General features: G+C 66.7%; 13 protein-coding genes and 2 tRNA genes. 1 reads left to right on the top strand and 14 read right to left on the bottom strand.

What is annotated here, in order from left to right; genetic code table 11:
* The 4 genes from K5L94_RS07825 to K5L94_RS07810 all read right to left on the bottom strand — a co-directional run bounded on the left by K5L94_RS07825 (window position 1) and on the right by K5L94_RS07810 (window position 4844).
* Window positions 1-1944 (bottom strand): tyrosine-type recombinase/integrase, encoded by a 1944-nt coding sequence (locus K5L94_RS07825; RefSeq protein ID WP_023103875.1) that lies wholly within the window; start codon window positions 1942-1944, stop codon window positions 1-3.
* Window positions 1945-2170: 226 nt separating this feature from the next.
* Window positions 2171-2246: transfer RNA gene (locus K5L94_RS07820), tRNA-Gly, on the bottom strand.
* Between the two features lie 116 nt (window positions 2247-2362).
* Window positions 2363-3469, bottom strand: coding sequence for an NAD(P)/FAD-dependent oxidoreductase (locus K5L94_RS07815; RefSeq protein WP_274512399.1), 1107 nt, complete (start codon window positions 3467-3469; stop codon window positions 2363-2365).
* 163 nt (window positions 3470-3632) lie between these two features.
* Window positions 3633-4844 (bottom strand): NAD(P)/FAD-dependent oxidoreductase, encoded by a 1212-nt coding sequence (locus K5L94_RS07810; protein ID WP_274512398.1) that lies wholly within the window; start codon window positions 4842-4844, stop codon window positions 3633-3635.
* Between the two features lie 284 nt (window positions 4845-5128).
* On the opposite strand from K5L94_RS07810, the gene K5L94_RS07805 reads away from it, so the two are divergent.
* Window positions 5129-5689: an RrF2 family transcriptional regulator gene (locus K5L94_RS07805; protein WP_053449309.1), complete on the top strand. Its 561-nt coding sequence runs from the start codon at window positions 5129-5131 to the stop codon at window positions 5687-5689.
* Between the two features lie 59 nt (window positions 5690-5748).
* Here the strand turns inward: K5L94_RS07805 and K5L94_RS07800 are convergent.
* From K5L94_RS07800 to K5L94_RS07755, 10 genes are all read right to left on the bottom strand, one after another.
* Window positions 5749-5824: transfer RNA gene (locus K5L94_RS07800), tRNA-Gly, on the bottom strand.
* Between the two features lie 144 nt (window positions 5825-5968).
* Entirely contained in the window at window positions 5969-6598 is a 630-nt protein-coding gene (gene pgsA, locus K5L94_RS07795; RefSeq protein WP_053449308.1) for a CDP-diacylglycerol--glycerol-3-phosphate 3-phosphatidyltransferase, read from the bottom strand.
* 19 nt (window positions 6599-6617) lie between these two features.
* On the bottom strand, window positions 6618-8462 hold the full coding sequence (gene uvrC / locus K5L94_RS07790; protein ID WP_053449307.1) for an excinuclease ABC subunit UvrC: 1845 nt from the start codon (window positions 8460-8462) through the stop codon (window positions 6618-6620).
* The gene (locus K5L94_RS07785) at window positions 8459-9871 is read right to left on the bottom strand and encodes a hypothetical protein (protein WP_164241073.1); all 1413 of its coding nucleotides are present in this window, start codon (window positions 9869-9871) and stop codon (window positions 8459-8461) included. Before K5L94_RS07785 ends, uvrC begins: the two co-directional genes overlap by 4 nt.
* Complete coding sequence (locus K5L94_RS07780) at window positions 9868-10356, bottom strand: low molecular weight protein-tyrosine-phosphatase (protein ID WP_180879828.1); 489 nt, start codon at window positions 10354-10356, stop codon at window positions 9868-9870. Before K5L94_RS07780 ends, K5L94_RS07785 begins: the two co-directional genes overlap by 4 nt.
* Window positions 10353-11126, bottom strand: coding sequence for a 3-deoxy-manno-octulosonate cytidylyltransferase (gene kdsB, locus K5L94_RS07775; protein ID WP_180879826.1), 774 nt, complete (start codon window positions 11124-11126; stop codon window positions 10353-10355). Before kdsB ends, K5L94_RS07780 begins: the two co-directional genes overlap by 4 nt.
* 75 nt (window positions 11127-11201) lie before the next feature.
* Window positions 11202-12221, bottom strand: a complete 1020-nt coding sequence (gene lpxK, locus K5L94_RS07770; RefSeq protein ID WP_053449303.1) for a tetraacyldisaccharide 4'-kinase — start codon at window positions 12219-12221, stop codon at window positions 11202-11204.
* Window positions 12221-13969 carry a lipid A export permease/ATP-binding protein MsbA gene (msbA, locus tag K5L94_RS07765; protein WP_053449302.1) on the bottom strand — a complete coding sequence of 583 codons (1749 nt, stop codon included), beginning with the start codon at window positions 13967-13969 and terminating at the stop codon, window positions 12221-12223. Before msbA ends, lpxK begins: the two co-directional genes overlap by 1 nt.
* Complete coding sequence (locus K5L94_RS07760; protein ID WP_004152323.1) at window positions 13966-14388, bottom strand: ExbD/TolR family protein; 423 nt, start codon at window positions 14386-14388, stop codon at window positions 13966-13968. Before K5L94_RS07760 ends, msbA begins: the two co-directional genes overlap by 4 nt.
* A 3-nt stretch (window positions 14389-14391) precedes the next feature.
* Window positions 14392-15054 (bottom strand): MotA/TolQ/ExbB proton channel family protein, encoded by a 663-nt coding sequence (locus tag K5L94_RS07755; RefSeq protein WP_006429918.1) that lies wholly within the window; start codon window positions 15052-15054, stop codon window positions 14392-14394.
* Between the last annotated feature and the right edge of the window lie 3 nt (window positions 15055-15057).

Here is a 15057-nt window from a genome sequence, read left to right as displayed (position 1 = left end):
CTATGCTCCGTCTAGAACTACTGCGCTATCCACCAGCCGACGAACGCTTTGCCGCACATCCTCGGGGATGGGGTACGGGGCAATGGCCTCGGGCATATCCGCATAGTGCTGGTAGTCGCCCATGATGACCTGGATGATCGCCGGTACGTTGGTCGGCGTGACCGCATCAATGGCCGCGCGGTCCCCCAGGTCAGGGTGCGGCTGGGTCAGCATGCGGTACAGATCCCACGAATCCGCGTGCGGGCACTGGTTCATGAGCACCTGGGCCAGCTTGTGCTTGAGCGGCACCAGTTGCCAATCGGGAACACGCTGCCCCCGATTGCCCAAACTGATGGACAGCAACTTGCCCGCTTTCAGTTCGCGGTTGATCTGGTCCTTGGACTTTCCGGCCAGCTTGCCGAACAGCGGGACCGGCAAGCTGCTTGGAGACTCGTAGATGGTCAGCATTTCCTCGCGCTCGCGCTGGATCGCGGACACTTCCGGCTCTGGGGCATGCGTCGGAGGCGGCGGTACCTGAGACAGCCGCTGGAACGTGATGCCGCCGCTGCTCGGGGTTACGACAATAGGCGTGGCCACGACGGGCGGGACGCCGGGAGGAGTGGGCTCGGCCATCGCGAGGGTCGCATCCACCGCTTCCTCCACTTCTGCCATCGCCGGCGCCCCGTCGATACGGATGGTCAGATGCGCGCTCGCGGCTTCCACTTCGCCCTGTTCGAGCAGGTCGAGCCGATCGGCCCAGTCCTGCATCATCCGACGGCGCGGCTCAACGTACTTGGCGTGGTTGTAGGACGAACTCACCTTGTTGGGGTCGGAATGGGAAAGCTGCGCGTCCACCCAAATCTTCGGGTAGCCAATCTCGTTGAGCGCCGTCGAGATAGTGCCGCGGATGCCGTGGCCGGTCAGGCGCCCCTCATAGCCCATGAGCTGCACGGCCTTGTTGAGGGTGTTCTCGCTGATGCGCTTCTTGAGTTCGCTGCGGTGTGACAGCAAGTACTTCTGCGCCGGCCGCATCACCCCCAGGAGATAGCGCACGATCTCGATGGCCTGCAGGGATAGCGGCACGATATAGGGGGGCACATCCTGCGGCCGCTTCCCTGCCTTGCGCATTTCATCCTGGAGCTGCTTGACGATCTGCGGTGGGATGATCCACAAGCCCCTGTCGAGGTCGAACTGTTCGGGTTCGGCCAATCGCAGTTCGCCGGTGCGCACCCCGGTCAGGAACAGCAGCCGGACGCCAAGCTGGGTCTGCCAGCCACGGGGGTTGTAGAGCCGGAGCTTCTGGAGGAACTCGGGCATCTCGGGCAGGTGCAGGTAGGGATTGTGGGCTACGGGGGGCTTGGGCTCTGCCACCACGTCCAGGTCGGCGGCCGGGTTGACTTCCAACCCCTCGGCAATGACCAGGGCATAGCGGAACAACTGGTTGAACCAGGTGCGGACCTTCTCGGCGGTGGTGAACGCCTTGCGTTTCTCGATCGCCGCCAAGACGCCCAGGAGTTGGGGGCGGCGAATGTCGTAGATCGACATTCTTCCCAGGGTGGGCAACACGTCCTTGTTGAAGATGCGCAGGATCTGCGACAGCGTGCTTTGACGGCCTTCCTTGAGTTCCTTGCGGCGATGCTCGACCCAGGCATCGAAGACGGTCTTGAAGGTGTATTCGCCCGCCAGCTTGGCCGCGTGCCGTTTCTGGTCGCGCTCGACCTGAGGATCGATCCCCCTGGCGAGCAGGGCCTGGGCCTTGTCTCGCTCGATCCGGGCCTCGCGCAGGCTGAGAGCAGGATAGCCGCCCAGGCACAGGCGCTTTTGCTTGCCCAGCCAGTAGTAGCGGAATTGCCATGACTTGCCGCCTGCGGCTGAGACCATCAGGCCCAGGCAGTCGTTGTCGGAGAGGGTGTAGCGTTTTCCGGTGGTCTTCGCCTGCCGGACGGTCAGATCAGAGAGCGCCATTTCGAGACTCCTAAGTAATGACTTAGGCCCTATGCTCGTCATGGTCCCCGCTCAGCCCCAGCAACTATCCGGTAGCCGACCCACCCGTATTCTTGTGCCTTATTTGGTCACTCAAAAACGGTAGCTGTGGGTGGATTTCCGTGGCACTCGCTGGAATGAAAAAAGGAGCCGAAGCTCCTTTTTTCAATGACCTACAGACCCCAGTAGAAGTCTGTGGATCAAAATTTGGAGCGGGAAACGAGACTCGAACTCGCGACCTCAACCTTGGCAAGGTTGCGCTCTACCAACTGAGCTATTCCCGCAGATTTCGTTCGACCTGCGTCGAAGGAGCGCTATTGTGTCGATATTGCTGCACGGCGTCAACAGGAATTTTCACCTGGCGTAAGCGGCCTGGCTTGGGCGCCCCGGCCTGCTCCCTTCACGTGCGAAGACCGCGACGGTGGAAGTAGATCTGCTCGGCGACGCGCCGCGTGGCTGCCGTATGCAGCAGTACGTTGAGGGGCCAATCGGCCCGCAGATGATCCATCGCCCAGCGCAGCAGGCGCTTGCCATGGAACGCCGGCGCCACCTGCCGCGCCACATGCTCCGGCTGTGGGCCGGTGCCGCGCAGATGCCGGCCTATGGCATCGCCCACGGCCCAGCCATGCCGCCACGAGGAGTGGATACCGCCGGCCGAGAGCGGCGAGACGATGCCCGCGGCGTCGCCGGTCAGGATCACGCCAGGGCCGGTGATCGGGCCGTCCGGCCGGCCGCACGGCACCAACCCGGCGCGGGTGGCCGAAGGCCGCGCGGCGGGCGGAATGCCGACCACATCGCGCACGTGCTCAAGGAAGCCATCGATATCCGGCGGCCGCACCTGTGCCGGGTGATGGCGCAGTGCCAGGCCCACCTGCAGGCCCGTCGGATTCTGTGCGACCCAGCCGATATAGCCCGGTGCGAAGCGCTTGCTGACGAAGCAATGCAATGCATCGCCCTGCGGCAATTGCAGGCCAGCGAACTCGCGTTCGACGCCGTAAAGGTTGTCACGCACCCGACCGAGGCCGGTGCGCTGGGCCACGCGCGAACGCGCGCCATCGGCACCGACCAGATAGGCGCAGCGCCCCACTCCTTCCACATCCCAACCTTCGCCACTGCGGCGGGCACCGGTGAAGGACTGTTGCAGGTGCAGGTCCACGCCGTTCGCACGCAGTTCGCTGGCCAGCCAGCGCATCAGGTTCGGCGTATCGGTGGTGAGGAAGTAGTAGCCGGGTGCAGTCAGCAGCACGTTGCGCAGGTTGGGCGCGTACAGGCGCACATCCGCGACGCGTTGCAGCAGGTGCTCCGGCATACGCCCCAGCCACGTCTGTTCCATCGCTTCCTTCACCACGATGCCGGTGGTGTGCAGGCGCTCGCCGGGATCGGCCTTGCGTTCCAGCACGCACACGCGCAGGCCGTACTGGGCAGCAGCCAGCGCACAGGCGGCACCGGCGAAACTGGCGCCGACGATGACCACGTCCTGGTCGTAAGCGGAGGGAATGTGGGGCATTGCTGCAAGGCCTGCTGGAAATCAGGGATGCAGCTTCAAGCCAGCGCATGGCGGGGCGATGGGGTGACGGTGAAGTGGGGATGAAGCGGTGCTTTGCACGTGCTGCGCCATGAGGAGCACCACTCCCTTCAGGGAGCGGTGCTTGCTGAACGTCCTGGCGCTGTCAGGCAACCACGATGCGAAGCGGGTCGGCCAACGCCAGGATCTCCGCACGCTCACCACTGGGCGGATAGATCCATTCGGTGTTGATGCGGGTCTTCAGCGCCTTGGCCTCCGCACCGAAAAGCACCACCTGGCGGTCCCAGCCCTCGGTGTAGACGGCGCCCCACGGCCCCAGGTCCAGGCAGGTCACGTACTTGGGCTGCGCGTAGGGAATCATCGCCTCCCCGATCAGGTCGGCGGCCGCATTGTGGCCGGCCGAGCGTCCCAGGTTCATCGCGTGCTGGCAGGACATCATCGCTACGTTGCCATCGTCGTCCGTGGCGGCGTGCGCGCAGTCGCCAGTGGCGAATACCGCGTCGACACCCGTCGCCTTGAGGGTGCGATCGACGTGCAGGCGACCCACGGCGTCGTGCTGGCCGGGGATCTGTGCGGCCAAGGTGCTGGCACGTGCACCGGCCGTCCAGATGACGGTCGCGGCGTCGATGCGTTCACCGTTCTCGAGGGTCACGCCTTCGGCATCCACGTGGGCCACGCCCGAACCCAGCCGCCACGACACACCCAGCTCGGTCAGGGCCTGGGTGATGACCGGCCGTGGGCCTTCGCCGAGGTCCGGACCCAAGGCCTCGGCACGCTCGACCATGATGACGTCCACTGCGGCATCGGCACCGAGCACGTCGCGCAGGCGGTCCGGCATTTCGGCTGCGGTTTCGATACCGGTGAAGCCGGCACCCGCGATCACCACCGTGTTGCGTCCTGCGTTTTCGGGGCGATCGGCAAGATGCTCCAGGTGCACCTGCAATCGCGCCGCGTCGGCGATCTGATCGACATTGAAGGCGTGCTGCTGCAGGCCCGGAATCGGCGGGCAGTTCAGGCGGCTGCCGGCGGCCAGCACCAGGCGATCGTAGTGCAGCGTCTGCGATGCGGCATCCGCACCATGGCCAACCACCTGCACCTGCTGGTTGGCAACATCGATGTGCTCGACGCGGCCGGCAAGGTAGTGCACGCCGACGGCATCGAAGATCGGCTGCAGCGGGGCCTTCATGCGCTCCGGCCCCTTTTCGTACAGGCGTGGGCGCACATGCAGCTCAGGGGACGGCGCTACCAGCACGATCTGCACATCATGGCGCGCGGCCTGATCGAGAAGACGGGCGGCGGCCAGCGCGCTCCACATGCCGGCAAAGCCGGCGCCGATGACAACAATGCGTTTGGACACGGAGGTAAGTCCTTCTGGGAAATGAGATTCAGGCACCCATGCGCGTGGATGGCAGGGGCGTCAGTGATGTGGTGCGCCGGCACGCCACATAACGCGGATCATATGAGTCCGCGTTATGTGGCGCAAGCAGTCGATGGCGGACCGTTCAGGCCAGCACGCCCCTGCCGTGCGCGTGCCCCCAGCCACAACGCCAATGAAATCAATGCCCTGCATGGGACGCCACTCGCTTGCGGCCAGTAACTCAGGCCCCTATAGTCCGCGTTACATTTTTCTGGACCGGTCCCATGGCCCACATCGGAACGGGCGTCGAGTACGCCCTGCACTGCCTGCTCTGGCTGGTCCCGCCGCTGGAACAGCGGCCCAGCAGCCGCGACCTGGCCGAACTGCAGGGCGTGCCGGCAGCCTTCATGGCGAAGATCTTTCCGAAGCTGGAGAAAGCCGGCATCGTCGAGTCCACCGGCGGCATCCGCGGCGGCTACCAGCTGGCGCGTGCGCCCGAGGACATCAGCGTGCTGGACGTGGTCGACGCCGTTGAGGGGCAGAAGGCGCTGTTCGACTGCCAGGAGATCCGCGGGCGCTGCGCGCTGTTCGATGGCAACCCACCGCGCTGGGCCAACCGCGGCGTGTGCGGCATCCACGCGGTGATGATCAATGCGCAGAAGGCGATGCGCGAAGAACTGGCGCGTTCCAGCCTGGCGTCGATTGCCGAGGGCGTGCAGGGCAAGGGACGCCCGGCGAGCTTTGCAGGCGATGTGCAGGACTGGTTTGCCGACCGCCAGGTTGCACGCGAGGAAGCGCGCATCACCGGCATGCGCGCACGCACGTCGGCACAGGACGATGATTGATCGCAGTGGCGCGCACGCAAACGAAAAACGCCCCCTTGCGGGAGCGTTCTTCTTGAATCTGGAGCGGGAAACGAGACTCGAACTCGCGACCTCAACCTTGGCAAGGTTGCGCTCTACCAACTGAGCTATTCCCGCTTGGGAGGCGAAATTCTACCTGTTCCAGGAATGGCGTCAAGCGGTTTTTTTGGCGTATGCGAGGCACCTGGCAGTGCGTATCCACGCCTGGCATGGATGCAGCATTTCCAGTAGATCCACGCCATGCGTGGATGTCGCGCCCGATCAACCGTTGCCCAGCTTCTTCTGGCGCGAACGTTCGCGTGCGGCGCGTTCGTCTTCGCGCAGGCTTGGCCAGGCGGCGTGCAGGTACTGCAGGCCCGACCACAGCGTCAGCACCGCCGCAATCGCCAGGGTCCAGTCGCCGATGTGGAACACCGGCCAGCCCATCCAGATGTCTTCCACTGGCACGTTCGGTGCCACCGAATAGAGCAGGCACAGCAGCGCGACCATCTGCGCGGTGGTCTTGACCTTGCCGATCATCGCCACGCGCACCTTGGCACGCTGGCCCAGCTCCGCCATCCACTCGCGCAGCGCCGACACCGCGATCTCACGGCCGACGATCACCGCCGCCCAGAACGCCATCCACGGCGTCGGGTGGCCCTGCACGATCAGGAACAGCGCCACCGCCACCATCAGCTTGTCCGCGACCGGGTCGAGGAACGCGCCGAACGCCGATTCCAGCTGGTAGCGGCGGGCAATCCAGCCATCGAGCCAGTCGGTGATCGCGGCCAGGCCGAAGATCGCCGCCGAAGCGAAGTTGGTCCAGGTGTAGGGCAGGTAGAACACCAGCACCAGCACCGGGATCATCACGATCCGCAACAACGTCAGCCAGGTGGGGAGGGTCAACTTCATGGCGTGCGTGCTTCTCTCTCTACTCGGCCGCATCGGGCGTGGCCAACCCGTGCAGGTTAGCGTAGATACGCGCCGCGAGGGCGTCATTGATGCCTTCTACCTTGGCGATTTCCGCTTCGCCGGCGGCTTTCAGGCCGACAAGGCCACCGAAATGCTTGAGCAGGCTGGCACGGCGACGCGGCCCGATGCCGGGGATGTCCTCCAGCTTGCTGGTCATCCGCGCCTTCTGCCGGCGACCGCGATGGCCGGTGATGGCGAAGCGGTGCGCCTCGTCGCGCACCTGCTGGATGAACTGCAGCGCCGGATTGGCCGCACCCGGCCGCAGTTCGCGCCCATCTGGCATCACCAGCGCTTCGTGGCCGGCGCGGCGTTCCACGCCCTTGGCCACGCCTACCAGCAGCACCCCTTCCACGCCGAGGTCGGCCAGCGCGGCCTGGGCCTGCGCCAACTGGCCGGCGCCACCGTCGATCAGCAGTACGTCCGGCAGCACGCCCTGCTCTTCCACGGCACGGCGGAAGCGGCGGTCGATGGCCTGGCGCATGGCGGCGTAGTCATCGCCCGGCTCGATACCGCTGATGTTGAAGCGGCGGTACTGCGCGCGCACCGGGCCAGCAGCATCGAACACCACGCAGGAGGCCACGGTGGCTTCGCCGAGGGTATGACTGATGTCGAAGCACTCGACCCGCTTGACCGGCTCGGCCAGGCCCAGCATGTCGCGCAGCGCGTCGCTGCGCGCGTGCTGCGCGTTGCGGCTGTTGAGTTCGGTGGCCAGGGTCAGCTGCGCGTTGCGGCTGGCCAGTTCCACGTAGCCGGCACGCTCGCCACGCACGTTCCACTTCAGCTGCACCTTGCGTTCGGCCGAGGCCGACAGCGCGGCGACCAGCAGGTCGGCATCGGGAATCTCGCGATCCAGCAGGATCTCGCGCGGCGGCTCGAATTCGATGTAGTACTGCGAGACGAACGCGGCCAGCACTTCCTCGGGGCTTTCCTCGCCATTGGTGCGCGGGAAGAACGGACGGGTGCCCAGGTTGCGCCCATCACGGAACGCCAGCAGCAGCACACAGGCCTGCGAGCCCTGCATGGCCACCGCCAGCACGTCCAGGTCGGCGGCGCGGCCATCCACGTACTGACGGGTCTGCATGCTGCGCAGTGAGGAAATCAGGTCGCGCAGGCGTGCGGCCTGTTCGAATTCCAACGCCTCGCTGGCCACCTGCATCTGCTCGCCCAGCTCGCGGGTCAACTCATCGCTCTTGCCTTCCAGGAACAGCGCGGCACGACGCACCGACTCGGCATATTCGCTGGGCGCCACCAGCTCCACGCAGGGTGCGCTGCAGCGACCGATCTGGTACTGCAGGCACGGTCGCGAACGATTGCGGAACACGCTGTCTTCGCAGCTGCGCAGCTTGAACAGCTTGTGCATCAGGTTGAGCGTCTCGCGTACCGCAGTGACACCCGGGTACGGCCCGAAATAGCGGCCGGGAATGGCACGCGGGCCGCGATGCAGCGCGATGCGCGGCCAGTCCTCGCGGGTCAGCAGCACATGCGGGTAGGTCTTGTCGTCGCGCAAGGAAACGTTGTAGCGCGGCGACAACGACTTGATCAGCTGGTTTTCCAGCAGGAGCGCCTCGGCTTCCGAGCGCGTGACAGTGACGTCCATGCGCGCGATCTGCGAGATCATCGACATGATCCGCGCGTTCTTCGGGCTGCCATTGAAATAGCTGCCGACGCGGTTGCGCAGTGCACGCGCCTTGCCCACGTACAGCAAGGTGTCGTCGGCCGCGTACATGCGGTACACGCCGGGTGCGGTGCTGAGATGGGCCGCGAAGGCCTTGCCATCAAAGGCCGGGGCGGGAACGTCGGTCATTCGCTGATCGGTACTTCGCTGAGCACGCCACTTTCAGGGTCCAGGCGCAGCACGGCGTGGGCATCGGTCTCGGCGATCCACACCGCGCCGGCGCCCACCGCCAGCCCGGCCGGGCCCTGCAGGCGACGCGGCAGCGGCTGGGTGGTGAGTTCGCCGCCGCCCAGGCGAAGCGTGCGCAGACGGCCATTGCCGGAGTCGGCGATCCACAGCAGCGGAGCGTCCGGACTCAAGGCAATCGCCTGCGGGAACTGCAGGCGGGCCTGCGCGCGCGGTCCATCCTCATTGCCGAAGCGCCAGGGCCCCTGCCCGACCAGCGTCTGCACCAGGTCGCCGCGCAACTGCAGCGCACGGATCGAGGACCCCAGCGCGTCGGCCACGTACAGCACCTGCTGCACCACCGCCAGCGCGCTGGGCTGGGCGAAGGCGGCCAGGTGACCACTGCCGTCGCGCTCGTCGATGGCACCACTGCCGGCGCGCCACTGCAGGCTGCGCTGGCCCAGGTGATAGCTCCAGATGCGGTTGTCGCCGGCCATGGCGATATGCAGCTGGTTGTCGGCGATGGCCAGGCCGATCGGATGGTCCAGCGATACCTGCCGCGCCTGCGCAACCGGGCCCTCCACCGGCGCGCCGGGGCGGCCGTTGCCACACAGCGTGTCGACGATGCCGGTGAGCAGGTTGATGCGTCGCACCGCATGGTTGCCGGTATCAGCCACGTACAGCGCGTCGCGTTCCAGGACCAGCGCCTGCGGTCGATGGAACGCCGCCTCGGCAAGGTTGCCATCCATGAAATCGGCGGTACCCAGCCCGAACTGGCGCAGGATGCGGCCACCATGGCTGCATTCGAGGATGCGGTGATGGCCGCTGTCGGCGATGTACAGGCGCTCGGTGCTGACGGCCAGCCCCAACGGAAAACGCAAGGCCTGGCGCGGCTCCGGATGCAGTTCACTGCCTCCCCGCGGCGGCGCCGAAGGGGCGCCCTGGCACAGCGCGTTCAAGGCACGCTCAAGCTCACCGGGCGCGCCCTGCCCGACCAGCCGTTGCTGCTCGCGGCCCTGCGCGTCCAGCAGCACCATCGTTGGCCAGGCGTTGATGCCGAAGCGACGCCAGCCATCCCAGTCGGCATCCAGCAGCACCGGCATCGTCAGGCCCTGCCGGCGCAGCAGCTTCAATGCGGCCCCCGGGTCGCGCTCGAAATCAAAGCGCGGCACCTGCAGCACCAGCGGCTGCAGCTTGCCCGGGTGGCGTGACAGCCACTGGCCGAATTCGGCCAGCCGCTGCGCGCTCCAGGCGGAGGCGGCGTTGACGAACAGCAGCGCCACCGGCCGACCGCGCAGTTCGGTCAGGGTGCAGGGGGTGGCATTGAGCCAGGTGGCGAACTCGGGCAGGTCCGGGACGGGCTGGACGTTCATGGCCCGATTATGCCGGAGTCGGCGTCATGCAACAGTCGTGCCACGACACGTTCCGCAGCAGTGTCGACCAGCGTCCAGACCTGCTCGAAGTGATCGTTGCCACCGGTGTAGGGATCCGGGATCGCCACCCGCCCTTCTCCGCCCGACCACGGCAGGTACAACGCCAGCTGCTCGCGCTGGGCGGGTGCAGCCAGGCGACCGGCATCGCGCAGATTGGCTTCGTCAGCGCACAGGATCCAGTCGAAGCGGTCGAAATCCACGGCCCGCAGCTGGCGTGCACGCAGGCCACCAATGTCCACGCCGTGCCCGGCCGCGCAGGCGATCGCGCGCCGGTCCGGTGGCTCACCGACGTGCCAGTCACCGGTACCGGCCGAATCGACCTGCACCCGCCCGGCCAGCGGCGAGGCCTCCAGGCGTGCGCGCAGCGCACCTTCGGCCATCGGCGAACGGCAGATGTTGCCGAGGCAGACGACCAGCAGTTTCATCGCGCGCCCATCGCCTGCAGCAGCGCTTCGGCGCGCTCGAGGTCCTCGGGAGTATCGATGCCCGGCGGGAACGGTTCCGGCGAGATCGCCACGCTGATCGCATAGCCGGCCTCCAGCACCCGCAGCTGTTCCAGCGATTCGACCTGCTCCAGCTGGCCCGGCGGCATCGCCGCGAACTGCTGCAGGAAGCCGGCGCGATAGCCATAGATGCCGATATGGCGCAGCCAGGCATGGCCGTCCGGCAGCGTGTTGCGACTGCGCGCGAAGCCATCACGGTGCCAGGCGATCGGCGCACGGCTGAAGTACATCGCCTCGTTGCGCACGTTGCGCACCAGCTTGACCACGTTCGGGTCGAACAGGGTGTGCGCGTCCTCGACGGTGGTGGCCAGGGTCGACATCGGCGCATTGCCGCCGACCAGCGCGTCGGCCACTGCGCGGATACCAGCCGCAGGCGCGAAGGGTTCATCGCCCTGCAGGTTCACCACCACGGTGTCATCGGCCCAGCCGGCAATGCGCGCGCACTCGGCCAGACGGTCGGTGCCGGACGCGTGCGATGTTGCGGTCATCGCCACCTTCACTTCGGCCAGCCCGGACAGCGTGTCGGCGATGCGCTGGTCGTCGGTGGCGACCCAGACCTCGCCAGCACCCGCCTGCAGCGCGCGGCGCGCCACGTGCAGGACCAGCGGCTCACCGCCCAGCAGGCGCAGCGGCTTGCCCGGCAGCCTCGATGCGGCATAGCGGGCCGGGATGGCGACGACGAATTCGGTCATGCGGGCGGTACTCGGCAGGCTCGTTGCAACAGGAATGCGGCCGGCGGCAGGTGAATGCAAGCGCCGCCGCGCCACTCAGTTCGGTCTCAGCTTGTCCAGGCGATCGGTCAGCGCCACCCAGAACGCAGCAGGCAGCTCGGCACGCAGCGGGACGGCGTAGTGCCAGTCGTTGCCGAACTGACGGCACTTCACCGCGTCCTTCTCGGTCATCAGCACCGGCAGCTGGCTGCCGAAGGACAGGTCCTGCGGCTGATACGCCTGATGGTCGGCAAAGGCATGCGGCACCACGCCGATGCCACGCGCGCGCAGCATGTCGAAGAAGCGCTGCGGATGGGCGATGCCGGCCACCGCGTGCACACGCTGGCCCTTGAAATACGACAGCGGGCGCGCACGGCCACCGGCCAGCGGCTGCGCACTGTCGATGTGCAGGGCCATCGGCCACTGGCCGAATCCACAGGCCTGGGCTGCGGCATCCTCATCGGCCTGGCCGAGGTTGACCACCCGGAAGTCGCACTCGGTAGCGCGGCTGACCGGCTCACGCAGCGGTCCGGCCGGAATCATCCGGCCATTGCCGTAGCGGCGCTGGGCATCGACCACTTCAATTTCGATGTCGCGTGCCAGCCGGTAGTGCTGCAGGCCATCGTCGCAGACGATCACATTGCAGCCGGCCTCGATCAGCGCCTTGCCAGCGGCAACGCGATCACGATCCACGCGCACCGGCACGCCGGTCTTCCACGCGATCAGCACCGGCTCGTCGCCGCCCTTGGCGGTCGGCGTGTCGGCCTGTACCCACAGTGGCTTGTCCGCATCCTCGCGGCCATAGCCGCGGCTGGCCACGCCCGGCTTCCAGCCGGCGGCACGAAGGCGCTCGACCAGGGCGATGGTCAACGGCGTCTTGCCGGTGCCGCCTGCGGTGATGTTGCCGACCACGATGACCGGCACCGGCAACGTGTAGTGCTTGCGCCAGCCGCGCCGATAGGCACGCCGGCGCAGCGCGGTGACACCGGCGTACAGCGGCGCCAGCAGGCGCATCGCCCAGGGAACCGGGCTGCCGTCGTACCAGTACGGCGGGGTCTGGGTACCCTTGCCAGCCATCAGTCCTGCCTTTCGCGGAACTGCATGCTGTGCAGATGCTGGTACAGGCCACCCATGCTCAGCAGCTCCTTGTGGGTGCCGCGTTCAACGATGCGACCGTGGTCCATCACCAGCACCTGGTCGGCATGCTCGATGGTTGACAGGCGGTGTGCGATCACCAGCGTGGTGCGCTCGGGCATCAGGCGCTGCAGTGCATCCTGTACCAGCCGCTCGGATTCGTTGTCGAGCGCGGCGGTGGCTTCATCGAGGATCAGGATCGGGGCATCACGCAGAATCGCGCGCGCGATCGCCAGGCGCTGGCGCTGGCCGCCGGACAGCAGCGCGCCGTTCTCGCCGACCGGGGTCTGCAGCTGCTGCGGCATGCGTGCGATGAATTCCCACGCATTGGCCGCTTCGGCGGCCGCGCGGATCTGATCATCGGTCGCGTCCATGCCATAGGCGATGTTGGCGCCGATGGTGTCGTCGAACAGCATGACCTTCTGCCCGACCATCGCCACCTGGCGGCGCAGATCGGCCAGCGGATAGTCGTCCAGGGCCACGCCGTCGAGGGTGATGCGCCCACCACTGGGTTCGTAGAAGCGCGGTACCAGCCGGATCAGGCTGGTCTTGCCGCTGCCGGATCGGCCAACGATGGCGGTCACCGTGCCCGGCTTGGCAACGAAGCTGATGTCATCCAGCGCGATGCCACTGTCGGCGCGGTAGCGCAGCATGACGTGCTCGAAGGCCAGTTCACCCTGCACGCGCTGCACCGTGTTGCGGCCTTCGTCGCGCTCGACCGGCATGTCGAGGATGCCGAACAGGCGCTCGGCAGCGGACACGCCACGCGAGATCGAGGACTGCACGCTGGTCAGGCGGCGCAGCGAGGGAATGATCGCGGTCATCGAGATCATCAGGCCCATGAACTGGCCGGCGTTCAGACGGCCGGCGAGCGCTTCGCGGGTCGACACCCAGACGATCACCGCCAGCGCCAGCGCGGCCAGGAACTGGACCACGCTGGACGCGCCGGCACGGGTGATTTCCACCTTCATGTTCAGTGCCAGCATGCGGTTGGCCAGGCGCGAGTAACGCGACATCTCATGCTGCTGGGTGCCGTGCACCTTCACTTCCTGCTGCGCGGCCAGCGACTGCTCGGCGGTCTGCGCCATCGTGCCCATGCCGTCCTGGATGCCGCGGCTGATACGCCGGTAGCGCTTGCCGACGTAGGACACGATCACGCCGATCATCGGCACCACCACCAGCATCGCCACGGTGACCTTGACGCTCATCTGCAGCATCACCGCCAGCATCGCGATGATGGTCAGGGTATCGGCGACCACGGTCTTGAGCGCATCGGCGCTGGCCTGGGTGACCTGCTCGGTGTCGAAATTCAGGCGGCTGACCATCACCGGGGTCGATTCGGTATCGAAGTGCGAGGACGGCAGGTGCAGGTACTTGGCCAGTACCTGCTCACGCAGGTCGCGCACCACGCTGCGGCCGGTCTTGGCCAGTGCGTAGTCGCTGACCCAGGTGGCGGCACTGCGCATCAGGAACAGGCCGAGGATGGTCAACGGCAGGATCACCGCCATCCTTGGCTCGGGATTGACGAAGCCGCGGTTGACCAGCGGCTCCATCAGCTTGGTGAAGAAGTACCCGGCCACCGACTCCACCGCCATGGCGATGACAGCGGCGACCATCAGGACCCAGTAGGCACGGGTATATCCCAGCAGACGCTTGTAGATCGGCCACACCGGCGCGTGTTTGGAACTCATGGACGCACCTCGGGTGCTGTTGCAATGGCAATACGGCGGAAGCCGAGCTGGCCCAGCGCATCCTGCGCGGTCACCACGGCCTGGTAGGGAGTGCGTGCATCGGCGCGCAGCAGCACGGTCTGCTCGCGATCACTGCCCGCCACGGCGGCAATGGTCTGCTTGACCGACTCGACGTCGCTGCGCAGCACTTCCTGGTCATTGATGAAATAGCGGCCCTCGGCGTTGATCAGCACGCTGAGCGAGCGCGGCGGCTCGTTGGTCTGCTGCTGGCTGGCGGTCGGCAGCTGCACCTGCAGCGTCGAACGCGCATCGAACGTGGTGGTGACCACAAAGAAGATGATCAGCACCAGGATGACGTCGATCAGTGGCACCAGGTCGATATGCGGCTCATCCTGGGACCGGTCGTTGCCGATACGCATCGATCAGGCCTTCGCCGTGGCAGCGTTGGACGAACGCACCGCCGCGGCCGGGTTCATCACTCCGGGGCGACCGTCGAGCGTATCCAGCAATGCGCTGGCTTCCTGCTCCATCTCCACCACGTAGCCGTGGATGCGGCCCTTGAAGTAGCGATGGAACATCAGCGCCGGGATCGCCACGATCATGCCGGTGGCGGTGCAGACCAGGGCCTTGCCGATGCCACCGGCCAGCTGGTTCACGTCACCCACGCCGTGGTCGAGGATGCCCAGGAACATCTGGATCATGCCGATCACCGTGCCGAGCAGGCCCAGCAACGGGCCCGCCGAGGCGATGGTGCCCAGTGCGTTGAGGAAACGTTCCATGCGGTGCACCAGGTGGCGGCCGGTGTCCTCGATGCGCTCGCGGATCTGGTCACGCGGGCGATTGCGCGCTTCCAGCGCGGCGGCCAGCAGCGCGCCCAGCGGCGAGTTGGCACGCAGGGTCTGCAGATGGGCCGGATCAAGCTTGCCGCGCGCGGCCCAGTTGCGCACTTCCTGGCCGAGGCCGGGCGGCAGCACTTCCGTCCGCCGCAGGGACCAGAAACGCTCCAGGATGATCGCCAAAGCCAGTACGCCCAACAGCAGCAGCGGCACCATCGGCCAGCCACCGGCCTTGACCAGTTCCCACACGTT

The sequence above is a fragment of the Stenotrophomonas forensis genome (assembly GCF_028752115.1).
GTDB classification, from domain to species: Bacteria; Pseudomonadota; Gammaproteobacteria; order Xanthomonadales; family Xanthomonadaceae; genus Stenotrophomonas; species Stenotrophomonas forensis.
The sequence above is the reverse complement of the archived record's forward strand: the minus strand, read 5'-3'. Positions and strand labels throughout refer to the sequence as shown.